22 protein-coding genes are annotated in these 24104 nt (G+C 70.5%); 14 read left to right on the top strand and 8 right to left on the bottom strand.

Annotated features, from left to right (window positions below):
- Positions 1 to 223 precede the first annotated feature (223 nt).
- The gene (locus OIE47_RS07150; protein WP_326560707.1) at positions 224 to 949 is read left to right on the top strand and encodes a hypothetical protein; all 726 of its coding nucleotides are present in this window, start codon (positions 224 to 226) and stop codon (positions 947 to 949) included.
- 124 nt (positions 950 to 1073) lie between these two features.
- Positions 1074 to 1556, top strand: coding sequence for an SRPBCC family protein (locus tag OIE47_RS07145; RefSeq protein ID WP_326560706.1), 483 nt, complete (start codon positions 1074 to 1076; stop codon positions 1554 to 1556).
- Between the two features lie 25 nt (positions 1557 to 1581).
- Here OIE47_RS07145 and aceB read toward each other — a convergent pair whose 3' ends face one another.
- From aceB to OIE47_RS07130, 3 genes are all read right to left on the bottom strand, one after another.
- The gene (gene aceB, locus OIE47_RS07140) at positions 1582 to 3183 is read right to left on the bottom strand and encodes a malate synthase A (protein WP_326560705.1); all 1602 of its coding nucleotides are present in this window, start codon (positions 3181 to 3183) and stop codon (positions 1582 to 1584) included.
- A 191-nt stretch (positions 3184 to 3374) separates the two neighbouring features.
- A complete protein-coding gene (locus OIE47_RS07135) occupies positions 3375 to 3815 on the bottom strand; it encodes a hypothetical protein (protein ID WP_326560704.1) in 441 nt (146 codons plus the stop codon).
- A 236-nt stretch (positions 3816 to 4051) separates the two neighbouring features.
- Entirely contained in the window at positions 4052 to 4249 is a 198-nt protein-coding gene (locus tag OIE47_RS07130) for a hypothetical protein (protein ID WP_326560703.1), read from the bottom strand.
- Positions 4250 to 4432: 183 nt separating this feature from the next.
- On the opposite strand from OIE47_RS07130, the gene OIE47_RS07125 reads away from it, so the two are divergent.
- The gene (locus OIE47_RS07125; RefSeq protein ID WP_326560702.1) at positions 4433 to 4651 is read left to right on the top strand and encodes a winged helix-turn-helix domain-containing protein; all 219 of its coding nucleotides are present in this window, start codon (positions 4433 to 4435) and stop codon (positions 4649 to 4651) included.
- Between the two features lie 54 nt (positions 4652 to 4705).
- Here the strand turns inward: OIE47_RS07125 and OIE47_RS07120 are convergent, their stop codons facing one another.
- The gene (locus OIE47_RS07120) at positions 4706 to 5461 is read right to left on the bottom strand and encodes an MIP/aquaporin family protein (protein WP_326560701.1); all 756 of its coding nucleotides are present in this window, start codon (positions 5459 to 5461) and stop codon (positions 4706 to 4708) included.
- Positions 5462 to 5609: 148 nt separating this feature from the next.
- On the opposite strand from OIE47_RS07120, the gene OIE47_RS07115 reads away from it, so the two are divergent.
- From OIE47_RS07115 to OIE47_RS07100, 4 genes are all read left to right on the top strand, one after another.
- Positions 5610 to 6701 (top strand): FAD-dependent oxidoreductase, encoded by a 1092-nt coding sequence (locus OIE47_RS07115; RefSeq protein WP_326560700.1) that lies wholly within the window; start codon positions 5610 to 5612, stop codon positions 6699 to 6701.
- Between the two features lie 294 nt (positions 6702 to 6995).
- Positions 6996 to 7409: a hypothetical protein gene (locus tag OIE47_RS07110; RefSeq protein ID WP_326560699.1), complete on the top strand. Its 414-nt coding sequence runs from the start codon at positions 6996 to 6998 to the stop codon at positions 7407 to 7409.
- Positions 7410 to 7730: 321 nt separating this feature from the next.
- The gene (locus OIE47_RS07105) at positions 7731 to 8123 is read left to right on the top strand and encodes a cupin domain-containing protein (protein ID WP_326560698.1); all 393 of its coding nucleotides are present in this window, start codon (positions 7731 to 7733) and stop codon (positions 8121 to 8123) included.
- A 51-nt stretch (positions 8124 to 8174) separates the two neighbouring features.
- The gene (locus OIE47_RS07100) at positions 8175 to 9992 is read left to right on the top strand and encodes a glycoside hydrolase family 15 protein (protein ID WP_326560697.1); all 1818 of its coding nucleotides are present in this window, start codon (positions 8175 to 8177) and stop codon (positions 9990 to 9992) included.
- A 106-nt stretch (positions 9993 to 10098) separates the two neighbouring features.
- On the opposite strand, the gene OIE47_RS07095 is transcribed toward OIE47_RS07100, so the two are convergent.
- Positions 10099 to 12213, bottom strand: coding sequence for a catalase (locus OIE47_RS07095; protein WP_326560696.1), 2115 nt, complete (start codon positions 12211 to 12213; stop codon positions 10099 to 10101).
- Between the two features lie 135 nt (positions 12214 to 12348).
- On the bottom strand, positions 12349 to 13557 hold the full coding sequence (locus OIE47_RS07090) for a threonine synthase (protein WP_326560695.1): 1209 nt from the start codon (positions 13555 to 13557) through the stop codon (positions 12349 to 12351).
- Positions 13558 to 13762: 205 nt separating this feature from the next.
- On the opposite strand from OIE47_RS07090, the gene OIE47_RS07085 reads away from it, so the two are divergent.
- The 4 genes from OIE47_RS07085 (at position 13763) to OIE47_RS07070 (ending at position 18657) form a co-directional block, all read left to right on the top strand.
- Positions 13763 to 14548 carry an aldo/keto reductase gene (locus tag OIE47_RS07085; RefSeq protein ID WP_326560694.1) on the top strand — a complete coding sequence of 262 codons (786 nt, stop codon included), beginning with the start codon at positions 13763 to 13765 and terminating at the stop codon, positions 14546 to 14548.
- 215 nt (positions 14549 to 14763) lie between these two features.
- On the top strand, positions 14764 to 16599 hold the full coding sequence (locus OIE47_RS07080) for an IPT/TIG domain-containing protein (RefSeq protein ID WP_326560693.1): 1836 nt from the start codon (positions 14764 to 14766) through the stop codon (positions 16597 to 16599).
- Between the two features lie 90 nt (positions 16600 to 16689).
- A complete protein-coding gene (locus tag OIE47_RS07075) occupies positions 16690 to 17079 on the top strand; it encodes a TOBE domain-containing protein (RefSeq protein WP_326560692.1) in 390 nt (129 codons plus the stop codon).
- A gap of 528 nt (positions 17080 to 17607) precedes the next feature.
- On the top strand, positions 17608 to 18657 hold the full coding sequence (locus tag OIE47_RS07070; protein WP_326560691.1) for a hypothetical protein: 1050 nt from the start codon (positions 17608 to 17610) through the stop codon (positions 18655 to 18657).
- A 75-nt stretch (positions 18658 to 18732) separates the two neighbouring features.
- Here the strand turns inward: OIE47_RS07070 and OIE47_RS07065 are convergent, their stop codons facing one another.
- Entirely contained in the window at positions 18733 to 19893 is a 1161-nt protein-coding gene (locus tag OIE47_RS07065) for a GH12 family glycosyl hydrolase domain-containing protein (protein ID WP_326560690.1), read from the bottom strand.
- A gap of 210 nt (positions 19894 to 20103) precedes the next feature.
- The gene (locus OIE47_RS07060; protein WP_326560689.1) at positions 20104 to 20898 is read right to left on the bottom strand and encodes an IclR family transcriptional regulator; all 795 of its coding nucleotides are present in this window, start codon (positions 20896 to 20898) and stop codon (positions 20104 to 20106) included.
- Between the two features lie 54 nt (positions 20899 to 20952).
- On the opposite strand from OIE47_RS07060, the gene eda reads away from it, so the two are divergent.
- From eda to OIE47_RS07045, 3 genes are all read left to right on the top strand, one after another.
- Positions 20953 to 21705 carry a bifunctional 4-hydroxy-2-oxoglutarate aldolase/2-dehydro-3-deoxy-phosphogluconate aldolase gene (gene eda, locus OIE47_RS07055; protein ID WP_326560688.1) on the top strand — a complete coding sequence of 251 codons (753 nt, stop codon included), beginning with the start codon at positions 20953 to 20955 and terminating at the stop codon, positions 21703 to 21705.
- A gap of 2 nt (positions 21706 to 21707) precedes the next feature.
- Positions 21708 to 22805, top strand: coding sequence for a sugar kinase (locus OIE47_RS07050; protein WP_326560687.1), 1098 nt, complete (start codon positions 21708 to 21710; stop codon positions 22803 to 22805).
- Positions 22806 to 22921: 116 nt separating this feature from the next.
- Positions 22922 to 24028, top strand: a complete 1107-nt coding sequence (locus OIE47_RS07045; RefSeq protein WP_326563013.1) for an FAD-dependent monooxygenase — start codon at positions 22922 to 22924, stop codon at positions 24026 to 24028.
- The last annotated feature ends 76 nt before the right edge of the window (positions 24029 to 24104 follow it).

Genomic DNA, 24104 nt, shown 5'->3' with positions numbered 1-24104 from the left:
CGGCATCGGAGCCTCGTTTGCCCAGCTCAGGGGCGATGTTCGAGGCGACCGGTGCTTCTCCACCGTGCTCCCGTGGCCGGGTTGGCGCAGTCGGATATCAGACTCAAATGGGCAGATAGTGGTAACTATCTGGTTTGCGCTGTCGGTGAGCCGACGCAACCGCGGTGATAGCCCGCCCGTGTAACGGGTACGGCCGGGAACCGGCCCTTGACGAGGAGGAACGATGTACCGAGCACGGGGGATCGGCGGACGGTGGAGGGCCGCGCTGGTGACGGCCGCGCTGGGCGGCGGACTGCTGCTGGCGGCGGTCGGCTGCGGAAGCGCCTCCGAACCGGCGACCGGGGGCACCGGCGGCGGAACCGTACCGACCGCGACCGCGACCATTGCCCCGCCCACTGCCCCGCCCACGACCTCGCCCGAGACGGCAGCGCCCACCGGGACGCCGACGAAGCCGGTGACCCGTACGCCGAGCCGCCCGGCGACGCCTGCCACGAAGCCGCCGGCCGGCTACGACCCGGCGCGGGACTTCACCGACCTGGTACCGCAGACCCCCGGCCTCACCCTCGACCGCCCGGTCAACGGCGTACGCCACGGCGAACTGGTGGTCACCATCCGGAACAACGGACCGTTCCCGGTCGCCCGGCTGATCTTCACCGTCGAACTGCCCGCGAGCATGTCCGCCGACGGTGGCGACTGGGCCGGCTGCGACCAGCTCCGGTCACGGCAGGACGGCTTCCCGGCCGGGTCGAAGTGTGACAAGGGCGCCCTGGGGGCCGGTGAGTCCCGGGTCTACCGTCTCGGGGTCAAGTCGCCGTCCGCCGAGGACAACAACGACAGCACCATCTCCCGCTGGCTCGTCGACGCCTGGTCCGCCGGTCCGCAGGGCGAGATGTACCGCGACACGGCGCCCGAGGACAACCGCCGGATCTTCCGCGTCACCCGCTCCTGAATTCCGCTGTCCGTCCACACCCGAGTTGCCGTCGATCCGGGGCAAATCAGTGCGTGCAGAGATCGACTGACCAGGATCTACCCTGGATCGACGGTGAAAACCGCAGAATCCACGGGGAGTGGGAATGGGACGGCAGGAAATCGATGTGACGGCCCGGTCGGTGGCCGGGGTGGAGACCGTGTACGCGTTGCTGCGGGCCGGCGCCACCTGGCCGACCTGGTCGGGGCTGGACTCGTTCGAGCTGGAACGGGCGGTACCGCCGGTGGACGGGAACGGGGCCGGGGACGGCGGGCCGGGCGCACACGAGGAGGTGGGCGCGATCCGGGTGTTCCGTACCGGGCCGATGACCAGCCGGGAGGAGATCGTGGAACTGGTGTCGGCCCGCCGGCTCAGTTACGTACTCCTGTCCGGGCTGCCGTTGCGGGACTACCGGGCCGACGTCGACCTGACGCCGACCCTGGAGGGCACCACGATCCGGTGGCACTCGACCTTCGAGGCGAAGGTGCCCGGCACCGGCTGGTTCTACCGTCTGTTCCTCGGACGGTTCATCCGGCAGACCGCCGAGGGGCTGGCCGCGTACGCCGGGAAGCAGTCCACAACGGACTGACCGCGCGCCGACGGCGGGACCCCGGTCAGGGCATCCGCTCGTACGCCGGCACGGTGAGGAAGTCGACGAACTCGTCCGCGACGGCCACCTCGAGGAAGAGGTCACGGGCGGCGGCGTACCGACCGGGGTCGCCGCCCAGCGCCACGATCTCCTCGTCGGCGATCCGTTCGACCAGTTCACGGGTGACCAACGGGCCGGGTCCGGCCCCACCGCTGCCGGCGTCGAGCGTCACCCCGGTGTGCAGCCACTGCCACACCTGGGAACGGGAGATCTCGGCGGTCGCCGCGTCCTCCATCAGGTTGTTGATGGCCACCGCACCGGTGCCGGCCAACCAACTGGCCAGGTACTGGATGCCGACGCTGATGTTGCTGCGCAGCCCGGCCTCCGTACGCGACCCGGGCGTGTGCCGTACGTCCAGCAGTTGCGCGGCGGTGACGGTGACGTCGGCGCGGACCCGGTCGAGTTGGTGCGGCCGGTCGCCGAGGCGGGCGTCGAAGATCTCCCGGCAGAGCGGCACCAGGTCCGGGTGGGCCACCCAGGAACCGTCGAAGCCGTCGCCCGCCTCGCGCGTCTTGTCCTCGCGGACCTTGGCCAACGCGGTCTCGTTGACCTGCGGGTCCCGCCGGCTCGGGATGAACGCGGCCATGCCGCCGATTGCGTGCGCGCCGCGCTTGTGACAGGTCCGGACGAGCAGTTCGGTGTACGCCCGGATGAACGGGGCGGTCATCGTCACCGTGTTCCGGTCCGGGAGCAGGAAGTCCGCGCCCCTGCTGCGGAACTTCTTGACCACGCTGAACATGTAGTCCCAGCGGCCGGCGTTCAGCCCGGCGGAGTGCTCGCGCAGCTCGTGGAGGATCTCCTCCATCTCGAACGCGGCCGGGAAGGTCTCGATCAGCACCGTTGCCCGGATCGTGCCGCGCGGGATGCCGAGCCGTTCCTGCGCGAGGACGAAGACGTCGTTCCAGAGCCGCGCTTCGAGGTGACTCTCCAGTTTGGGCAGGTAGAAGTAGGGTCCGGCGCCGTGGTCGAGCTGCCGCTGGGCGCAGTGGAAAAAGTAGAGGCCGAAGTCGACCAGCGCCCCGGCCAGCCTCTCGCCGTCGACCAGGAGGTGCTTCTCGGTCAGGTGCCAGCCACGCGGGCGTACGACGATGGTGGCCAGGTCGCCGTCGTGCAGGGTGTAGCGCTTGCCGGTGGGTCCGGTGAAGTCGAGCGTACGGTCGATCGCGTCCCGCAGGTTGAGTTGCCCGCCGATCACGTTTTCCCAGGCCGGGGTGTTCGCGTCCTCGAGGTCGGCGAGCCAGACCTTCGCCCCGGAGTTGAGGGCGTTGATGGTCATCTTCGCGTCGGTGGGTCCGGTGATCTCGACCCGGCGGTCGACCAGTCCGGGTGCGGGTTCGGCGACCCGCCAGTCGCCCTCGCGGATGTGCGCGGTGTCGGGCAGGTAGTCGAACAACCCGCCCTCGGCAAGCACCGCCTCCCGCGCGGCCCGGCGGCCCATCAGGTCCCGGCGCCGAGGCTCGAAGACGCGGTGCAGTTCCGCCAGGAACCCGAGCGCCTCGGCGCTGAGGATCTCCTCGTACCGCCCGTGCAACGGCCCGTCAACCTCAACCCCGTCGGTCAGACCCATCGACACTCCCCCCACTACCCCAACCCATCAACACCCGCCCGCCGACTCTAGACGAGCCCCCACCCACCCCGCTCCCCGCGACGATCTTGCACTTGTGGCGGTACACAAATCGGGATCAGTGCCTCGATTCAGGCACCACAACTGCAAGATCGGCGACGGATGGGGGCGGGGCGAGGGGGTGGGGACGGGGGTTAGGTCAGGGGGGTGGCCGTGACCGGGCCGGTGTCGGGGATCTCGGCGACGGTGATGGCGGCCACGGCCTGGTCGCCGAGGAGGCGGCCGTCGACCAGGACCAGTCGTACGCAGTTCGGGTCGCCGGTACGTTCCGGCAGTGAGTCGGCCAGGTCCCGGACCTTCGTGCCGCTCGCCTCGTCCAGGGTGAACCCGTCCTTGTCCCAGTCGCCCTTGACGGCGAAGAACGCCTTGCTGTCGTTGTCGAAATCGCCGTTGAGCACCACGGTCCGGTTCGCCCCGCCGAGTTCGCTCGACGTCTCGTTCAGCCCCCACACCTGGTACGACGCCGAGCCGGAGTCAGGTGCGCCGGCCACCCCGACGCCGGTGCAACCGGTCAGCACGAGCGCCGCGCCCAGTAGCAGGAGCGGGAGTGCCCGCCGCCAGTGTCCGTACGCCATCCCGACCGCCCGCCCTGTAGTGGACCGTGATGGCGAGTGGGCGCCATCGGCCGGGTGTCAGTGTATCGAGCGCGATCTTTCTGCTCCACCGGTCTCCTTCGGGCACGGGCACTCGCACCGCCACTCCCGTGCGAACCGGTACGGGCCGCCGCCGTCCCGGTCGACGCAGGGGTGGTCCGCCTCGCCCTGCTCGATCGCGCGCCGACACCGCAAGCACATCTCGGCGGGCTCTTCGTTCACGGCTGCGTCGCGTACCGGTCTGGCCGGTTGCCGGCCTGTCGGTTGGCCTTCACGTTGGCCACCGCCCAGTTCAGCGTCTCGCACCCGCCATCCAGTCGACACTGTTTGCAGGTGCCGCGCTGGTGCTGGGTGATCACCCGTTTCGATGCCCAGAGCACTGTCGCGGGAGTTTCCGGTCCGTCGTCCATCGCCATCGCGGCCTCCTCAGGGGGTGGGCAGACCCGGCCACCGATCACAGATCAGGTAGCCGGGCCGCTATCCAGGTCCCCTTGGTTGCCGACCGGAGGGACCTGTTTTCGAAGCTCCCATAGCTAGCGTTGGGTAGTCAAGGGCTTGGTGTTGGTGATTCTCTGTAAGGGCCGACCGGAGGGATCACCGTGCCACCGCGCTACCGCTATGAGGAAATTGCCGATGACCTGGAGAAACGCATCGAGGCGGGAGAGTTCGCGCCCGGCGCCAAGCTGCCCAGTCGGCGAGAGTTGATCGAGCACTACAGCGTTACCGAGCCGGTGATCGATCGGGCCATGCAGAACCTTCGGGCCAAGGGCATCACGGAGACGCTGCCCGGAGTCGGGGTGTACGTCCGGGAGCGCTGAACGCAAACGGTCGACGGCCCGGTGTGACTGGGCCATCGACCGTGCTGGACGTCCTCAGGCGACGGCGGGCGGTGCCGGTGGTTCGGGAGCCGGGGCGGGTCCGCCGGGTCCCGGGCTGGGTGCGAGGGCGGGGCTGCGCCAGTCGGGACCCAGGGTGAGCGGCAGGGCCAGGGCGGCGAGGATCCCGCCGATCAGCGGCGCCACGATGAAGACCCAGAGTTGGGACAGGGCCGCGCCACCCTCGAACAGGGCCGGGCCGAACGACCGTGCCGGGTTCACCGACGTCCCGTCCAGCGCGACGCCGACCAGGTGGCAGGCGGCGATGGCCAGCCCGATGGCGACGGCGGCGATCGCGCGCTGCTCGTACCGGCTGGTCACGGTGAGGATGACCAGGACCAGGAGGAAGGTGAGCACGATTTCCAGCAGGAATGTGCCGCCGAGGTTGATGTTGGCGCCGTACCCGTTGGTGCCGAGAGCGCCGCTCTGGTCGACCACGTCGCCGCCCTTGACCAGGATCCAGAGCAGGAGTGCGCCGATCACCGACCCGACCAGTTGGGAGATCCAGTAGCCGATCGCCCCGGCCAGCGAGATCCGGCCGGTGAGCAGGGCACCGAGCGTCACGGCCGGGTTGACGTGGCAGCCGGAGAGCGGCAGGAGCATGTAGGTCAGGACGAGCAGGATGAAGCCGAAGGTCAGGGCCACCACGACCACGCCGCCTTCGACACGGGCGGCGATGACGCTGCCGACGCCGAAGAAGACCAGCAGCAGGGTGCCGAGGAACTCCGCGCCGTAGCGTTTGGTGTTGTCCATGTTGTCAGGATAGGAACCTTTCAGTCGTTCCGGCGACATTTCCTCCCGATTATGGCTCCATGTCGGGGCTGTCATGCCGGACCGCGATGTGAGCCGACCGACGCCGGCAACCGGTACGGATCCCGCCGGCCCGGTGGTTGTACCGGCCGTGGATGGCCGTGATGTCGACGTCGTGGTGATCGGAGCCGGTCAGGCCGGACTCTCCGCCGGCTACTTCCTGCACCGGGCAGGGTTCGCGCCCGAGTCCGGATACGTGCTGCTGGACGGCGACGACGGGCCGGGCGGCGCGTGGCGGCACCGGTGGCGGACGCTGCGGTTCGACGGCGTACACGGGATCAACGACCTGCCCGGACTGCCGCTGGGGACGCCCGACCCGACCAGGGTGGCGGCCGACGTGGTGGCCGAGTACTTCGAGCGGTACGAGCGGGAGTTCGGCCTCCCGGTGCATCGGCCGGTACGGGTCGACGCCGTACGGGACCGCCCAGACGGGCGCCTCGACGTGGTCGCCGCCCCCGCCGAAGGGGCAGGGGGCGAAACGACCTGGACCGCCCGCGCCCTGATCAACGCGACCGGCACCTGGACCCGGCCGTTCTGGCCGCACTACCCGGGACAGGAACTGTTCCGGGGGCGGCAGTTGCACACCGCCGACTACCGGGGTCCGGCCGAGTTCACCGGCAAGCACGTGCTCGTGGTCGGTGGCGGGACCTCGGCGGTGCAACTGCTCGGCGAGATCTCCGAGGTCGCCCGTACCACCTGGGTGACCCGCCGGCCGCCGGTCTTCCGGGAGGGTGAGTTCACCCGGGAGGAACACGGCCGGGCCGCGGTGGCCCTGGTGGAGGAGGCGGTACGCGCCGGTCGCCCGCCGGGCAGCGTGGTCGGTGTGACCGGGCTCGTCGACACACCCCGGGTACGCGAACTGCGGGAACGCGGCGTCCTGCGCCGGTTGCCGATGTTCGACCGGATCACTGCGGACGGGGCCGTCTGGGCCGACGGTCGTACGGTCGACGCCGATGTGATCCTCTGGTGCACCGGGTTCCGGGCCGCCCTGGACCACCTCGCCCCGCTGCGGCTGCGGGCACCGGGTGGCGGGATCACGATGGACGGGACCCGGGTGGTCGCGGATCCCCGGATCCAGTTGGTTGGTTACGGTCCGTCGGCGAGCACAATCGGCGCGAACCGGGCCGGGCGTGCGGCCGTACGCGAGGTCCGGCGTTTTCTGCGCCCGGCGGTCATCGGCTGACGTTCCGCCGATTGACCTTCCACCCCTTCGGAGCAGCACCGACATCAACACATTGTCCACATAGGACGACGCGGGTCGAACGATTTGTGAAGCCTGCTCGTATTTAGGGACGTCTGTCGTTGATTGTACAGGTGTACGACCTGGTCACTGGCGGTAGTCGGGCCTAGCCTTAAGGAGGTAAATGGCATTGATCAGGTGGGAATCTCGGTTTTTCCCATAGATCAATGGATCTGTTCCATTTTCTCCCATCCCCCGCAGGCTGCCGTCCAGCCTGCTCCAGCAAGGAGCATCACCATGTCCGAATCCGCCACCAGCAAGGGCAAGTCGACCGAGCAGCCGTCCGCCAGTGCCGCCGAAGCGGCCGGAGTGGGCGTCGAGTTTGTACCGGCGACCACCGCCGGGCTGCCGCCCACCGCCCAGACCTTCTTCGCCGTGATCAACGGTGGCACCGGAGCCGTCGTACGCGGCTTCGGCGTGGTCTCGGCCGCCCGCGTCGCCGTCGGCCAGTACCAGGTCGTGTTCAGCCACGACGTCACCGGCTCGGCCTACGTCGGCACGATCGGGCTCACCGGCAGCGTCGGCACCTCCCCCTCGGGTGAGATCGCCGTCGTCGGTCGGAGCGGCGTCGCCAACGGAGTCTTCGTCCAAACCTGGACCTCCGCCGGTGTCCCGGCCGACCGGGCGTTCCACCTCGCTGTGCTCTCCTGACACCCCCGGCAGTGGTCCCCGGGACATGCCACGTCCCGGGGACCACTGGTGTCCGGGACGGGCAAGAGGTGTGGGGCGGGCAACGGGCGGGTACATGAGCGCGCGGCGCCGCCCGACCCCGTCGGGCGTCGCCGCGCTCTGGCCGTCTCCCACCACCGCAGCCCTTCGGCGGTACGCCAGCGGGGACCTGGCTCGACCGGCCTGAAGGTTCTCCGTAGCGCCGGTCAGATATTGACGTTCCCACCCATGCGGCCGGCAAACCTCCATCCCGCCACCAATTGGCGCGCGTCATCCGGTGCCCATCCGGGTAAGGAGGCGGACATGGAGCATTTCACTATCGCGACCGTCGCCGAGAAGAGTCCGGACTTCCGTCAGGTGCTCTGGACCGGCGAGCACACCCAACTCGTCATCATGACCATCCCGGCCGGCGGTGAGATCGGCGAGGAGGTCCACGAGGACACCGACCAGATCCTCACCTTCGTCAGCGGCACCGGCGAGGCCCGGGTGGCGGGCAGGACCAAGGCGGTGGCCCAGGGCGACCTGGTGGTGGTCCCGGCCGGGACGAAGCACAACTTCGTGAACACCGGCCCGAACCCACTGGTGCTCTACACCGTCTACGGCCCGCCGGAGCACGCCGACAAGGCGGTGCACCGGACCAAGGAGGAGGCCGACGCGGCCGAGGAAGCCGGCAAGGACGAACCGCCGACCTCCTGAAACCAATGATCGTCGCGCGGTGAGTGGCGGGGATCGGGGTATCCGGGGGCGGTGTCCGAGCCACCGCAGACCGACGCCCCGATCTCCGACTACGGTTTCCTCTCCGACTGCCGGTCGGCCGCCCTGGTCGGTCGTGGCGGCTCGGTCGACTGGTGGTGCCCGGCCAGGTTCGACAGCCCCTCCGTCTTCGGCCGGCTGCTCGACCCGGATGCCGGGCACTGGCTCCTGGCGCCGGTCGACCGGGGCGGGCCCGGATACCGGACCGAGCGGGAGTACCTGCCCGGCACGCTGGTCCTGCGTACGGTGCACCACACCGACAGCGGGAGCGTGGCGGTCACCGACGCGCTCGCTCTCGAACCGGGGGCGCGCGGGCACGACCTGGGGCACCGCTCGCCGGCGGTGTTGCTCCGGGTCGTCGAAGGGCTCGCCGGCAGCGTACGGATGCGCACCGAGTTCGTACCCCGACCCGAGTACGGGCTGCTGGCGCCGTACGTGCACCACCAGGGGAACAGGGTGGTGGCGGCGGCGGGGCCGGCGACCCTGACCATGAGCGCCCCGGTGCCGGTGCGCTGCGAGCGGGGCCACGCCACCGCCGAGTTCGAGGTCGCCGCGGGTCAGGTGATCCCGTTCGACCTGGCCTACACGCAGGCGTACGCCCCGGTGCCGCCGGGCGACCCGGCCCGGCGGGCCACCGTCGCCGACACCGCACGGTCGTGGCGCTCGCTCGACGCGGAGCACCACTACGAGGGCCGGTACGCAGACCAGGTCCGGCGCAGCGCACTGGTGTTGCAGGGACTGACGTACGTGCCGAGCGGGACCCTGGTGGCCGCCGCCACGACCTCGCTACCCGAAGACCCCGGCGGCAGCCGGAACTACGACTACCGGTACGCCTGGCTGCGCGACTTCGCGTTCACCATGCACGCCCTCTGGATCGCCGCCTGCCCGGACGAGACGTCCCGCCTGTTCGCCTGGGCGGCCCGTTCCGCCGGCCGGATCGGCCCCGGACCCGTGCAGATCATGTACGGGGTGGAGGGCGAGCGGGACCTGACCGAACACTCCCTGGCCCACCTGCGCGGGTACGCGAGCAGCCGTCCGGTCCGGGTCGGCAACGACGCCTGGGGGCAGCGTCAGCTCGACGTACCGGGTGAGATCTTCGCCGCTACCAAGCGGCTCAGTGACCAGCTCGGCGAGTTCGACGGGGAGCTGCGGGCGATGCTGATCAGCCTCGCCGAGGAGGTGGTCGGCACGTGGCGGGCACCGGACTGCGGCATGTGGGAGGAGCGGGGCGCCGAACGGCAGTACCTGTCGTCGAAGGTGATGGCCTGGGTGGCGCTGGACCGGGCGGTGCAACTCGCACCCAAGCTCGGTACGGACGCCCGATCGCGGGTCGACCGCTGGGCCACGGTCCGGGACGAGATCCGGGAGATGGTGCTCGCCGACGGCTGGAACGAACGTCTCGGCGCGTACGTCGGGGTGATCGGCACCGACGAACTGGACGCCTCCGCACTGATCATGCCGCTGGCGAACTTCCTGCCGGCGACCGATCCACGGATGCGGTCGACGATCGAGGCGATCGAGAGCCGGTTGGGCACCGACGGGCTGATCCGGCGCTGGTCGGGGGACCCGGCCGCGTTTGTCCTCTGCACGTTCTGGCTGGTCGAGTGCCTGGTCCTGGCCGGTGAGCGGGAACGGGCCGAGGCCCTTTTCGAACGTACCCTGGCCCGGGGCAACGACCTGGGACTCTTCGCCGAGCAGATCGACCCCGCCAGCGGCCAACACCTGGGCAACACCCCCCAGGCCCTCTCCCACGTAGGCCTCATCAACGCCGCCTGGCAACTCACCGAGGCCGACCCCGCCTTCCGGGGGTAGCGCCTCTTGTAGAGAAAGAGTGGCTACCCCCGGAGGAATAGCCACTCTTTCTCTACATGAGCGCGATCTTCAACGGGAGCGCGATCTTCAAGAGGAGGGCGGCGGGTTAGGCGGGGATGACGTCGAGGGGGCGGTCGAAGTGGCGGTGGTGGGCTATGTCCTCCACGAAGGCCGCTACGAAGTCGTCGCTGGCCGGGCCGGCGGTTGACTGGACGATCACGCCGGCTGCCCGGCCCACGCCGCTGCGGTCGGGGACCGGGGCGGTCAGCCCGGCCTGGTTGAACACCGCCAACCCGCTGCCGAGTACGCCGATCGGCTTCGCGTGCTTGTACGCCTCGGCGACGAAGTGCACCGCGTACCCGTCGGCGGTCAGCGCCAGCGCGGCGTCCTCACCGGCCGGCAGCACCACGGCGTCGTAGAGGACCGAGGCGACGGTGGTGATCGCCCGGGTGACCGGCAGGTCGACGCCGTCGGCGGTGGTGACGTTCCCGTCGACCGGCGCGAGCAGTTCCACGGTGGCGCCCAGCGCGGTCAGGGCCTGCTCCAGGACGGTGACGCTCTCCCGGTCCACCCCGTCGGTGACCAGGACGGCGATCTTCCGGCCGAGGACCGTCTCCCGGGCGGTCAGTGCCTGGCTCAGGGCGGGGGAGGTGCGGCCGTGGTTCTCGCCCTCCGGTTCCGGTACGGGCACCCCGATCCCGGCCGCGACGGCGGTGGCGAGCTGGTGGTCGATCCGGTTGAGGTGCGTCACCATCAGCGCGCGGATCGGCAGCCGGGTGACCTTGCCCAGCTCGAACCGGTACGCGGCCACGATGTGCTGCCGTTCCCAGTCGGACATGCTGTTCCAGAACAGGGTGGCCTGGCTGTAGTGGTCGGCGAAGGTGGCGCTGCGACGACGTTCCTTCGGGCCGTCCACCGTCTCCGGGTAGGTGACGAACGGCTGCTGGTCCGGCCCGGCGATCAGCGGGCCGTCGCCGCCGATCGAGTGCGGGTGGTAGTTGGCCGGCCCGCGCCGGATGGTCTGCTGGTGGAAGCCGTCCTGCTGGTGGTTGGCCACCGGCGCGACCGGCTTGTTGATCGGGATCTGGGCGAAGTTCGGGCCGCCCAGCCGGGTGAGCTGGGTGTCGAGGTAGGAGAAGAGCCGGGCCTGCAACAGCGGGTCGTTGGTGAAGTCGATGCCCGGCACCACGTTGCCGATGCAGAACGCCACCTGCTCGGTCTCGGCGAAGAAGTTCTCCGGGTTACGGTCGAGAACCATTCGCCCGACCGGGGTCACCGGCACCACCTCCTCGGGAATGATCTTCGTCGCGTCGAGCAGGTCGATGTCGTCGAAGGCGTACTCCTGGTCCTCCGGGATGAACTGCATGCCGAGTTCGTACTCCGGGAAGTGGCCGGCGTCGATCGCCTCCCACAGGTCCCGGCGGTTGAAGTCCGGGTCCTTGCCGGCGATCTTCTGCGCCTCGTCCCAGACCAGCGAGTGGGTGCCGAGGACCGGGGTCCAGTGGAACTTCACGAAGGTCGACCGGCCGCTCGCGTTGACCAGCCGGAACGTGTGCACGCCGAAGCCCTGCATGGTGCGGAAGCTGCGCGGGATCGCCCGGTCGGACATCAGCCAGATGACGTGGTGCATCGTCTCCGGTTGCAGCGACACGAAGTCCCAGAACGTGTCGTGCGCCGAGGCTGCCTGCGGCATCTCGTGCTGCGGCTCGGGCTTGAGCGCGTGCACCAGGTCCGGGAACTTGATCCCGTCCTGGATGAAGAAGACCGGCATGTTGTTGCCGACCAGGTCGAAGTTGCCCTGCTCGGTGTAGAACTTCGTGGCGAAGCCGCGTACGTCGCGCGGGGTGTCCGCCGAGCCCCTGGATCCCTGGACGGTGGAGAACCGGACGAACACCGGCGTACGGACCGACGGGTCGTGCAGGAAGGTGGCGGCGGTACGGTCGGCCAGCGACTCGTACACCTGGAAGTAACCGTGCGCCCCCGACCCGCGCGCGTGGACCACCCGCTCCGGGATCCGCTCGTGGTCGAACCGCATGATCTTCTCGCGGAGGTGGAAGTCTTCGAGCAGGCTCGGCCCCCTGGCGCCGGCCCGCAGCGAGTTGTCCGTGTCCGATACCCGGATCCCCTGATCCGTGGTCAGGTACCCGGTCAGCGGATCGACCTCGGCGGCGGCCAGCTGCCGAGACTTGGCGGTGGGTTCGGACTGCGGTCGCGGCGTCATCGCGGATCCTCCCGAGGCAACGGTACGCGCGGTCTGTCCCGTATCGAGACAGACTGCGTGATTACCGCAATTCTGCGCCGTTCACAGGCGCCTCGGGCGGTTTCGCGGAGTTACCGGCGTGGCAACCGCCCCGGCTCACGGGCGGGGCAGCACCGGAAGGTTGTCGGCGTCGATCGTCTCCGGGTACTTCAGGCCGGCGCCGGTGTTGAGCACCACCACCCGCTCGTCGGCCCGGATCCAGCCACCGGCCCGGAGCTGCTTCGCCGCCGTCAGGCACGCCGCGCCCTCGGGGCAGAGCAGCAGACCCTCCCGGGCACCGAACTCACGCAGGTCGGCCAGGATGTCCTCGTCGCGTACGGCGATCGCGGTTCCCGCCGTGTCCCGCAGCGCGTCCAGGATCAGCTCGTCGCCGAGCGGCGCCGGCACGGTGATCCCGAACGCCACCGTCTGGGCGTCGACCCACGGCTCGGCCCGTCGGGCGCCCGAACCGAAGGCGCGCACGATCGGGGCGCAGCCGGTCGACTGGACCGCCACCAGGCGGGGGAACCGGTCGCCGATCCAGCCGAGCTGCCGCATCTCGTGCAGCGCCTTGTGGATGCCGATCAGCCCGACCCCGCCCCCGGTCGGGTAGAGGATCACGTCGGGGACCTGCCACCCGAGCTGCTCGACGATCTCGTACCCCATGGTCTTCTTGCCCTCGAGCCGGTACGGCTCCTTGAGCGTGCTCGCGTCGAAGATCGGGCCCTCGGGGGAGTCCGCCGACGCGGCGATCAAGCCGGCGACGTACCGCCCGGCGTCGTTGATCAAACCGTCGATCAGGTGCAGGTCCGCACCGGCGGCGATGCACTCCCGGCGGGTGATGGTCGGCGCGGCGACCGGCATGGCGATGGTCGCCCCGATGCCGGCACGGGCGGCGTACGTGGCCCAGGCGGCACCCGCGTTGCCGTTGGTCGGCATCGCCACCCGGCGGATCCCGAGCTCCCTGGCGCGGGAGATCCCGACGGCGGCGCCGCGTGCCTTGAAGGAACCGGTGGGGATCAGTCCCTCGTCCTTGATCAGCAGTCCGGGCAGCCCGATCCCGGCGCCGTAGCGGGGGGCGGCGACCATCGGCGTCCAGCCCTCGCCGAGCGTGGTCACGTACGCCGGGTCGGCCACCGGGAGCAGTTCCCGGTAGCGCCACAGGTCGGCCGGACGACCGGCGAACTCCGCCGGCTTGACCGCGGCGGCCACCGCGTCCAGGTCGTACCGGGCGAGCAGCGGGGAGCCGCAGGAGCAGAGGTTCTGTGGCTGGTCGGCCTCGGCGGTGTCGCCGCAGCGCGGGCACTCCAGGTGGGTCAGGTACACCGTTCTCCTCGGGTGGTCCGTGCGGCGGGACGGCCCCGGACCGCGTCCCCGACAGGAAAAGGTCCGAAGATCAGAAACTGTACGCCGGGCGGCTGACCGGGCGTACGCAGGCGTCCGTCGCCGTCCGGGTCGTCACCGCCACCGGTATTCTCTCCCGGTCCGGTGACCCCGTGCATGGTCCCGGCCGCTGTGGGTAGGAGATCCCATGACCTCATCCGTGGACCAACCGACGGTCGCCCTGCCCGGCGAGGTGGCCATGCCGCTGGTCGGCTTCGGCACCTGGCAGGCCACCGGCCGGGCCTGTTACGAGGCGGTACGGGCCGCCCTGGAGGCCGGTTACCGGCACATCGACACCGCCACCGCGTACGGCAACGAGGACGAGGTGGGGCGGGCGCTGCGGGACAGCGGGGTGCCGCGCGAGGAGGTCTTCCTCACCACCAAACTCCCGCCCGAGCACGCCGGACACGAGCGGCGGACGTTGGGCGAGAGCCTGGCCGCCCTCGGCACCGACCACGTCGACCTGTGGTTGATCCACTGGCCGCCGCAGCGCGGGGGTGGGCTCGACACCTGGCGGGAGTTCCTCGCCGTACGCAACGAGGGGTTGGCCCGGGCGGTCGGTGTGAGCAACTACAGCACCACCCAGCTCGACGTGCTGATCCAGGCGACCTCGGTGGCGCCGGCGGTGAACCAGATCCGCTGGGGCCCGTCGCTGTACGACCCGGACCGGGAGGCGGAGAACCGGCAGCGCGGGGTGGCGTTGGAGGGGTACAGCCCGTTCAAGAGCACCGACCTGAACGATCCGGTGCTGGTCGAGATAGCCGGGGCGCACGGGGTCACGACGAGCCAGGTGGTGCTCCGCTGGCACATCGACCACGGGGTGGTGGTGATCCCCAAGTCGGTCACCCCGGAGCGCATCAGGGCCAACTTCGACGTGTTCGGCTTCTCGCTGAGCGCCGACGAGCTGCGCCGGATCGACGGCCTCGCCGGCTAGCCGCCGGCTCGGGTACGGTCTTAAAAAAATCGGATAGTTTGCTAGATCTGGACGCTTGCGGTACGATCAGTCCGTTTTCGTCGTAACCGCCCTCTAAGTGGCTTCGTTACATAGATCGGGTTCCAGTGGTTCCTTCCCGGCTGTCGGGAAGAGTCTGGCTTGATCTTGAGACGAGGCGAATGGTGCGTCCTTTCTGGCGGAACACATCAACGGCAGTGTTGACCCTGGCGGTCACCGGTGCGGCAACGCTCGGACTGGTGACTCCGGCCCTCGCGGCGGCGGGCGACGCGAGCGCCCGGGGCGTCGTGACCGACCTCGACGCCGAGGTGCTCGGCGTTCCGGTGATCAGCGCGAACGGCACGATCGGTACGGCGACCGCACCGGTCGGGTTCGGTACGGACAGCGAAACCGCGGTCCCGATCGTCGTACCCGGCGCGGTCGGCGTGGTGTTCGGCGGGACGGTGGACGTCAGCGCCACCCGCGCTCCCGGCATCTCCCTGGCAACGAGCACCATCCAGGGGCTCTCGATCGGCCTCCTCGGAATCAGTGCGATCTCCGCGGACGAGATCTCCGCCGATGTGACCTGCCCGGCCCTCGGCACCCAGACCGCCGACACCGTGGTGAACAACCTGGAGGTGTTCGGCACGCCCGTCGTCCTGGTCGCCAACGCCCCGGCCACCACCAGGAGCGCCCCCGTCACCGTCGCCGGCGTCGTCGACGCGGCGCTCAACATCTCGTTGACCAGCGTCGAGACGGTCGCCGCGGGCGGGGCCACCGCCAGCGGTGTGATCGCCGAGGTCACGCTCACCGGCACGGTGATCGTGCCGATCAACATCAACGTGGGCAGCGTGATCCTGACCGAGGCCACCTGCGAGCGGGCACTGCCCGCAGGGGCGCCGACCGCCGCGACGATCGTCCCCAACTCCGGACCGCAGTCCGGCGGGCAGCAGGTGACGATCACCGGCACCAACTTCATCCCCGGTGACACCGTCGTCAACTTCGACGGCGTACCGGCGACCAACGTTGTTGTCGCCCCGGCCGGCACCTCGCTGACCGCGACCACCCCGGCCGGCGAGGTCGGCCCGGCGTCCGTAGTGGTCAGCACCTCGAGCGGTGACTCCGACTCGCTGGTGTACACGTACATCGCCGACGGCAGCGACGCGGTCGTCACCAGCCTGGCCCCGACCTTCGGCCCCACCGCCGGTGGCACCACGGTCACGATCATCGGCAGTGGGTTCGAGGGCGTCACCGGAGTGACCTTCGACGGCACTCCCGGCACCGGCTTCGCCGTGAACGACGCGGCGACCGAGATCACCGTGGTGACCCCGAGCAACGCCGCCGGCCCGTCCGTGGTGAACCTGGTCTTCCCGGCCGGTACGGCGGTCGCACCGGTGTTCACCTTCGTCGCGCCGACGATCACCGACGTCGTACCCGACACGGGTCCGACCTCGGGCGGCACCAGCGTGACGATCACCGGTACCGGCTTCACCGGCGCCACCGGGGTGACCTTCGGCGGCAACCTCGGCACCAACCTGGTGGTGAACGACGCCGGCACCTCGCTGACCGTCACCACCCCGGTCGGACCGGCCGGACCGGTTGACGTGGTCGTCCTCCTGGAGGGCCCGGACGCCACCGCACCGGACGGCTTCACCTACGTCCTGGCCGCACCGACCATCAGCGACCTCGACCCGAACCAGGGCCCGACCGCGGGTGGCACCACCGTCCGGATCAACGGCAGTGGCCTCGTACCGGGCGCGACCATCGTGAACATCTGCGGGCGGTCGATCCCGGTCACCGCGGTCACGGTCAGCCCCGACGGACTGTCGCTGACCTTCGTGACCCCGCCCTGCGCGGGCGGGAACACCACCGTCAGCGTCACCACCGATCTGGGCAGTTCCAACGGGCTGACCTTCCGCTACGTCGCGGGCGGCCTGCCGGTCACCGGTGCCTCGGTGGGCACCCTGCTCACCGTCGCGCTGCTGCTGATCGGTGCCGGCGCGGTCGCACTGATGGTGATCCGCCGCCGTACGCGCCTCTCCTTCACCGTCTGATCCACCGGTGAACGATCCGGGCTCCTGGGCATCCGCCCGGGAGCCCGGATCCGTTCGGTCCCGGCCCCGGTACGGCTCTAGGGTGGTCGGGTGGCGACGTATCGGATTGGCGAGGCGGCCGACCTGCTCGGGGTCAGCGTGGACACGGTACGGCGCTGGGTGGACGCCGGTCGGCTCGCAGCGACCAGGGACGAGCACGGCCACCGGAGCATCGCCGGTACGGATCTCGCCGGCTTCGCCCGGTCGCTGGCCGAGACACCCGACGGTGGCACCGGCCGGTCCTCGGCGCGCAACCGGTTGCGCGGGATCGTGACCGCGGTCAGCCGGGACTCGGTGATGGCGCAGGTCGACATCCAGGCCGGACCGTTCCGGGTGGTGTCGCTGATGAGTCGTGAGGCGGTCGACGAACTCGGCCTGGACGTGGGTTCCACCGCCGTCGCCGTGATCAAGTCCACCACCGTGGTGGTGGAACGGGCCTGACCGATCGGGCCCCGTCCCCCGCGGATCCGACCGATCGGATCCGGATGTCGGTAAGGGCCACTTCCAATACTGAAAACGATAGGAAGAGGCCCTTCCCTACCGATTGGTGGGATGGAAGCAACGCGGTCGTCCAATTCGGATCGTGAGTGGTGGGCACCTCTGTGTAATGGCCTCGATTGCCGTAACCGGTTCCGTGGCGCCGACCATGGCGGATGCCTCCGGCAACGCGCCGATCGCTCGCCTCGACTACGCAGAGTGTTGTGACGGGCCCCATTGAGCGATGTTGTCTTGCCGCCCTGACCTGGTGTATTACCGATCTGGACGCCCGCACTGTCAATTCCGTGACTAACGGTCAGTATGTGTGGTGCCGCTGCGCGTTGCCCGTGGATTTTCTCGCAGATCTAGGGCAAAGTGGCGTCACCCACGTGACCGAACCACTCGACCCGGCCCTGCACCCGAGGAAAAAGGTCGGGCGTAGCGGGTGTGTGGAGATAGGGACCTGGGGTGGAGCCATGGGGAGGCGCAAAGATGAACAATGAAGGGAACCACGGCGGTCCTGTGCCGTCGATGTGGGGACACTACAGCGAGTCGGAACCCGATTTTGCTACCTGTCTGCTCTATCTGGACTGTGGTGACGATCCGTCCCGCAGCCTCGCGCTGCTGCAGCACTGGTACGACGAGGCAAGCCGGCTGCTGCTGCCGTTCGTCCAACCGGCGGGGGCACCCGAACCGTGGCTGTCGCTGAGCGCGTACGAGCAGCACCCGGACGGGCGGGCCCGCCGCCGCCGGCCGCAGCGCTGGGCGGACGGGCTGACCGAGGGGCTCTACCAGCTCTCGGCGCACTGGGCAGACGTCGATCCGTCGGCCGTCGCCTCCGAACTCGAACTCTACGTTTTCCGGTTCGCCCACCAGCGGCACCTCAAGCTGCAGGTGTCGGTGGGCTTCGAGGGACGTCCGGGACGCCTCGCGCAGGTGCTCCCGGCGCTGGTCGAGCTGACCCGGCGGGTCGGCGACGTGGCCAATCCGTCGTACGGCGAGATCGTCATCAACGCCGGTACGGTGGCGCCGGCCACCCTGCTCGACTCGGTCCTCGCCCGACCGGTCGAGGAGTCGGCCCAGTCCAGCCGCGGTTACCTGCGCGGGTACGAGTGGGTGACGCTCTGCCCGGAGGAGTTGCTCGGCCGCCTCGGTGGCATCGCCGCGTTGCGGGAGACCGGCGCGTTCGCCGAGGTCGTGCCGCTGTCGTACGGCGGGGCGCTGCTGCGGGCGACGTACGCGCCGGCCGACTACCGGGGTGACCGCGTACGGGCGGTGTTCCAGGCGCTCGCGCCGGTCCTGCCGCCGGGCGAACCCCGTGACCTGCCGGCCGACCTGCCGGGGCAGGACCTGAGCCGGGTCGTCTTCGCCGACGCGGGATATCCGTACGGGGCACTCGCCCTCGGTGCGCCGCTGCCGCCCAAGGGCGGTGCCGGGGCGGCACCCGTCCGGCCGCAGCAACCCGTGCAGGCGATGGCGCCGCAGGGCTGGCCCGCCTTCGGCTCACCCGGCGGTGCCGCACCCGTACGGCGCGACTTCTGAGCCCCTGGTCGTCCGGGTCCGGTGGGCCGCGTCCCGGACGACCAGGGGTGGGGTGAAGTCAGCCCCGGGTACGGCTCAGCCCCTGGTGCAGGCGGTGCCGTTCAGGGTGAACGCGGTCGGCGGGGTGTAGCCGCCCCCGTGCGTGCCCTGGTGCCCGAAGGCGACCGTGGCGCCGGGGGCGATGGTGCCGTTCCAACCGATGTTCCGGGCGGTCACGGCCGATCCGCTCTGGGTCACGGTGGCGTTCCACGCGCTGGTCACCTGCTGCCCGGACGGCAGGTTGTAGGCCAGGGTCCAGCCGTTGACCGGGGTGGACCCGGTGTTGGTGATGCCGACCTCGGCGGTGAAACCGCCCTGCCAGGAGTTCGAGGTGTAGGCGACGCGGCAGCTACCGGTCCCCGGGTTCGGCGGCGGGGTGGTGGGCGGCCCGCCGGTGGGCGGCGTGGTCGGCGGGTTGGTGGGTGGTGTGGTCGGCGGGGTGCCGCTGTTGACCGCGGCGGCGAACGAGGTGACACCGAGGCCGGCACCGCCCTGCCACGGCTCGAACCCGGCCTGGATGCTGGTCAGGTACCAGGAGTTGGTGATCGCGCCCCGGTTGCGTACGTCGTTGATGAAGTCGAGCACGCTGAAGTTCCAACTGGTGATCGGTGACGGGGCGAGGTAGGAGATGACGTTGTTGCCGCCGTTGTTGCCGGTCCACACCTCCCAGGTGCGCCCGCCGACGGTCGCACTGCCGGTACGCGAACCGATCGGCTGGATCGAGCCCTGCCGGTTGAACCAGATCATGATCTCCATCTGGTTCACCCCGGTGGTCTTCGGCGTCGGGTCGAGCCAGATGTCGTACGACGCGTTGTAGGTCGCGCCGCCGACGTACGTGTAGTTGATGCTGCTGGTGGCGCTGCTGATCCGGCTGACCTGGAGCGGCAGGTTGGTGCCCGGTGAGCAGTTGCCGTAGTGGCACCCGAGGAACACCGACGGGTACGACACCGGGGCGCCGTTGGTCGGCGCGGAGCCCTGCTGGCTCAGCACCGAGAAGCCGGTCGAGGTGACGTTGATGCACTGCTGGGCGGTGGTGCCCCAGCGGTTGTTCTGGACCACGTAGCGGCCCTGGATCGTGGTGGAGCCGTACTGCTCGCAGATCTGGGTGTCGGCCTGGGCCGGGCCGGCGGCCACGATGGCGACGAGCGAACCCGCTACGAGCAGGCCGGCCGCCGCGATGGCGCGGACGGTTCTCATGGATGCTCCTTGGACGGTGGGTGGCCGTGGAGACGGTGACTGGTGCGGGTGTGTTCCCTGGTGGTGGTTCCGGGAGCGCTCCCATCACTACGCAATACATTTACATGCGTCTAAGTGAAGCGCAACCTCGGCACCGGCCGTGGATGTCTGCGACGAAGGAGCGAGCCAGGCATCCGTTCCGCTGGGTGAACGCCGTACCCGGCGGGTGGGTCAGAGGGCGGGCAGGAGGGGGCGGGCGGCCCGGATCTGGGCCAGGGTGGCGGTGAGGGCGGCGACGATCCGGTCCTCGCTGGTGGCGTCGAGGCGGGTGGCCGGGATGGAGAGGCTGATCGCGTCGGTGGCCGGAGCCTGGAGCGGTACGGCCATCGCGAAGCAGACGATGCCCTCGGTGTTCTCCTCGCGGTCCATCGCGTAACCCCGCGACCGGATGGCGGCCAGCTCGTCGTGCAGCGCACCGGGGTCGGTGATGGTCCGCCCGGTGAGCGCGGTGAGCGGCCAGTGCAGGAGCCGGTCGACCGCCTCGTCCGGGCGCTCGGCGAGCAGCACCTTGCCCAGTGCGGTGGCGTGCGCCGGCAGGTGCCGGCCGATCGCGCTGTAGAGCCGCAGCGGGTGCACCGACTCCCGCTTGGCCAGGTAGACCACGTGCGGACCGTCGAGCCGGCCGAGGTGGACCGTCTCGCCGAACTGCGCGGCGAGCTGGTCGAGCACCCCGCTGAGCAGCCCGGTCACCGTGTCCGTCTCCAGGTACGCCGCGCCCACCTGGAGGGCGCGTACGCCCAGCCCGAACCGGGTGCCGGTGGCGTCCGCCTCGACCCAGCCGCGCTGGATCATCGTGCGCAGGATGCCGTGCAGGCTGCTCTTCGGGATGGCCAGCGCGCGGGCGAGGTCGCCCAGGGAGCGGGGACCGGCACCGTCGGCCAGCGCCTCCAGCACGTCCAGGGTCCGCCCGGCGGACTTCACCGGTTGGAAGGTCTCGCCCCTGGTCGCGTCGGCGGTGCTCGTCATGCCGGTCACTCTAGCCCGCTTGACACTTGGTAAGGCCGCAGTAGGGTCACGTATGTGACTAGCGTTCATCATCCTGAACAATCATCGGATTCGGCCTCGGCCGACGGTTCGGCCACCACCTCGACGGCGGCCGGGACCGGCGACGGGCGGCACTCGGTGCCGTCGGCCATCGCGGCGGGGCGGATCCTGCCCGTGGTGGTGCTCGAGGACGCGGCCTCGGCGGTCCCGCTCGCCGCCGCGCTGACCGCCGGCGGCCTGCACACCGTCGAGGTGACCTTCCGGACCGACGCCGCCGCCGAGGCCATCGCGCTCATGTCCGAGCGGCCGGACCTGCTGGTCGGCGCCGGGACCGTACTCACCCCGGCCCAGGTCGACCGGGCGGTGCAGGCGGGCGCCCGGTTCGTGGTCAGCCCCGGGTTCGGGTCGGCCGTGGTGAAGCACTGCCAGGAACTCGGCGTACCGGTGTTTCCGGGTGCCGCCACCGCGACCGAGATCCAGATGGCCCTCGACGCCGGACTGGACACGGTCAAGTTCTTCCCGGCCGAGCAGCTCGGCGGGCTCAACATGATCAAGGCGTTGGCCGCGCCGTTCCGGTCGGTCCGGTTCATCCCGACCGGCGGGGTCAACACCACCAACCTGCCCGACTACCTCGCCCACCCGGCGGTCCTCGCGGTCGGCGGCACCTGGATGGTCGCCCCGGCCCTGCTCACCGCCGGCCGGTGGGACGAGGTCACCCGGCTGACCGCCGCCGCCGTATCCGCCGCCCACGCCGCCACCGGCGGCACCACCACCGGGAGCCAGGTGTGACCGTGATCGAGCTTCGTCCCGCCGACCAGTGCCGCTACGACCTGGTGTCGCTCGGCGAGATCATGCTGCGACTCGACCCGGGTGAGGGCCGGGTGCGTACCGCCCGTGGGTTCCGGGCCTTCGAGGGCGGCGGGGAGTACAACGTCGCCCGTGGGCTGCGGCGCTGCTTCGGGAAACGTACCGCCGTGGTCACCGCGTTCGCCGACAACGAGGTGGGTCGGCTGCTGGAGGACCTGGTCCTGACCGGTGGCGTGGACACCGCGCTGATCAAGTGGCTGCCGTACGACGGGATCGGGCGCACCGTCCGCAACGGACTCAACTTCACCGAGCGGGGGTTCGGCGTACGGGGCGCGGTCGGCACCTCGGACCGGGGGCACACCGCCGCCAGCCAGCTCCGCGCCGACGACGTCGACTGGGACCACCTCTTCGGCACGCTGGGCGTGCGCTGGCTGCACACCGGGGGCATCTACGCCGCCCTCTCCGAGACCACCCCGGAGACCATCGAGGCGGCGATGTCCGCCGCGCGCCGGCACGGGACGGTCATCTCGTACGACCTCAACTACCGGCCCAGCCTCTGGCAGGCGGTCGGCGGGCAGGCGCGGGCGCAGGAGGTCAACCGCCGGCTGGCCCGCTACGTCGACGTGATGATCGGCAACGAGGAGGACTTCACCGCCTCGCTCGGCTTCGAGGTGCCCGGCACCGACGAGTCCCTCGCCGACCTGGACGCGGCGAACTTCCGCCGCATGATCGAGGCGGTGACCAAGGAGTACGACAACTTCCGGGTCGTCGCCACCACGCTGCGCACCGTACGCAGCGCCACCGTCAACGACTGGGGTGCGGTGGCCTGGTCGGCCGACTCCGGATTCGTCGAGGCGACCCACCGGCCGGGGCTGGAGATCCTGGACCGGGTCGGCGGCGGCGACAGCTTCGCCTCCGGCCTGGTGTACGGGCTGATGGAGCACGGTGACCTCGCCCTCGCGGTCGAGTACGGAGCAGCCCACGGGGCCCTCGCCATGACCACTCCCGGTGACACCTCGATGGCTAGCCGTAAGGAGGTTGAGGCGCTGATGCGGGGTGCCGGAGCCCGCGTACAGCGCTGACAACCGAAAACGGGAGGGCCCGGCGCCACCCCGCGCGGTGCTATCGGTGAGGGATCGCACGGAGTAGCGTCTTGGCTTCAACGCGTGCCGAGTCCCCTCCCGGAGGCGTCACCAACATGCTCGGTTCCACCCTTCGCATCCTGATCGTCGGTGGGGGCATCGCCGGTCTGGCGACCGCCCGCGCCCTCCGGCTCGCCGGTTTCCGGCCGGAGGTCACCGAGTGGCAGTCCGCGCCGATGGCGATCGCGGGCGGCATCTACCTTCAGGGCAATGCCGCCCGCGCCCTGCGTGACCTGGGCCTGGACAGCCCGGTCCGGCCACTCGGCCAGGTGATCGGCCGGCAGCGCTTCCTCGACGTACGCGGGCGCCGGTTGTGTGAGGTGGACCTCGGTCTGCTCTGGTCCGGCGTGGGGGAGTGCCGCGCGCTGCCCCGGGCCGAGTTGCACCAGGTGCTGCTGACCGCGGCCGGCGGCGAGGTCCGGTACGCCACCGGGATCAACACCCTGGAACTCGCCCGCGACGCCGTCTCGGTCACCTTCGACGACGGTCGCCAGGGCGAGTACGACCTGGTGATCGGCGCCGACGGCCGGCACTCCACGGTGCGTTCGCTCGCTGCCCTCGGCGGTCCGGCCCGGCAGGTCGGTCAGATCGTCTACCGCAGCGTGGTCACCGGTGGACCCAGGGTCACCGACTGGACCGCGCTGCTCGGCCAGCACTCCGCCTTCGTGGTCGTACCGATGGGTGCCGGCCGGCTGCACTGCTACGCCGACGAAACCTGCGCCGACCTCCCGGACGACCCGATCGCCCGACTACGGGAACGCTTCGCCGAGTACGGCGGCCCGGTGCCGGCCGTACTCGACGCGATCCGTTCGGTACGGGTCGGTACGAGCGACGAGGTCGAGTTGGGACGCTGGTCGCGCGGGCGGGTGGTGCTGGTGGGTGACGCCGCACACGCCACCGCCCCGACCCTGGCCCAGGGCGCCGCGATGGCGCTGGAGGACGCCCTGGTGCTGGCCCGTGCGCTCGCCGCGGCGGAGACCGTCACCGAGGCGCTGGCGCGGTACGAGAGTCGTCGGCGCCCCCGTACGAAATGGGTGCTGGACCGGACCCGCGACCGGGACCGGACCAGGGACGTGCCGCCACCGCTGCGCGATCCGTTGTTGCGCGGACGCGGTGCCCGGATCTTCGCCGAGCACTACCGGTTACTACTCGATCCCGCGTAACCGCGCACCGCGACGCCGTCGCTGCGGCGAAAGCCGGTGGACCGCCCCCGACGGCGCGTCCGGCCACCCGGCGCCG

Origin of the sequence: Micromonospora sp. NBC_01796, assembly GCF_035917455.1 — a bacterium.
Classification (GTDB): domain Bacteria; phylum Actinomycetota; class Actinomycetes; order Mycobacteriales; family Micromonosporaceae; genus Micromonospora_G.
Note: the sequence above shows the minus strand (reverse complement) of the source record. Positions and strands in the feature narration are given on the sequence as shown.

Bases quoted from the DNA above. Each gene is read 5' to 3' on its own strand.
- OIE47_RS07105 (WP_326560698.1), top strand. From the start codon at position 7,731: ATGGAGCATTTCACTATCGCGACCGTCGCCGAGAAGAGTCCGGACTTC.
- OIE47_RS07095 (WP_326560696.1), bottom strand. From the start codon at position 12,213: ATGACGCCGCGACCGCAGTCCGAACCCACCGCCAAGTCTCGGCAGCTG.
- OIE47_RS07135 (WP_326560704.1), bottom strand. From the start codon at position 3,815: ATGGCGTACGGACACTGGCGGCGGGCACTCCCGCTCCTGCTACTGGGC.
- OIE47_RS07110 (WP_326560699.1), top strand. From the start codon at position 6,996: ATGTCCGAATCCGCCACCAGCAAGGGCAAGTCGACCGAGCAGCCGTCC.
- OIE47_RS07120 (WP_326560701.1), bottom strand. From the start codon at position 5,461: ATGGACAACACCAAACGCTACGGCGCGGAGTTCCTCGGCACCCTGCTG.
- OIE47_RS07085 (WP_326560694.1), top strand. From the start codon at position 13,763: ATGACCTCATCCGTGGACCAACCGACGGTCGCCCTGCCCGGCGAGGTG.
- aceB (WP_326560705.1), bottom strand. From the start codon at position 3,183: ATGGGTCTGACCGACGGGGTTGAGGTTGACGGGCCGTTGCACGGGCGG.
- OIE47_RS07130 (WP_326560703.1), bottom strand. From the start codon at position 4,249: ATGGCGATGGACGACGGACCGGAAACTCCCGCGACAGTGCTCTGGGCA.
- OIE47_RS07045 (WP_326563013.1), top strand. From the start codon at position 22,922: ATGCTCGGTTCCACCCTTCGCATCCTGATCGTCGGTGGGGGCATCGCC.
- OIE47_RS07150 (WP_326560707.1), top strand. From the start codon at position 224: ATGTACCGAGCACGGGGGATCGGCGGACGGTGGAGGGCCGCGCTGGTG.
- OIE47_RS07065 (WP_326560690.1), bottom strand. From the start codon at position 19,893: ATGAGAACCGTCCGCGCCATCGCGGCGGCCGGCCTGCTCGTAGCGGGT.
- OIE47_RS07145 (WP_326560706.1), top strand. From the start codon at position 1,074: ATGGGACGGCAGGAAATCGATGTGACGGCCCGGTCGGTGGCCGGGGTG.
- OIE47_RS07060 (WP_326560689.1), bottom strand. From the start codon at position 20,898: ATGACGAGCACCGCCGACGCGACCAGGGGCGAGACCTTCCAACCGGTG.
- OIE47_RS07070 (WP_326560691.1), top strand. From the start codon at position 17,608: ATGAACAATGAAGGGAACCACGGCGGTCCTGTGCCGTCGATGTGGGGA.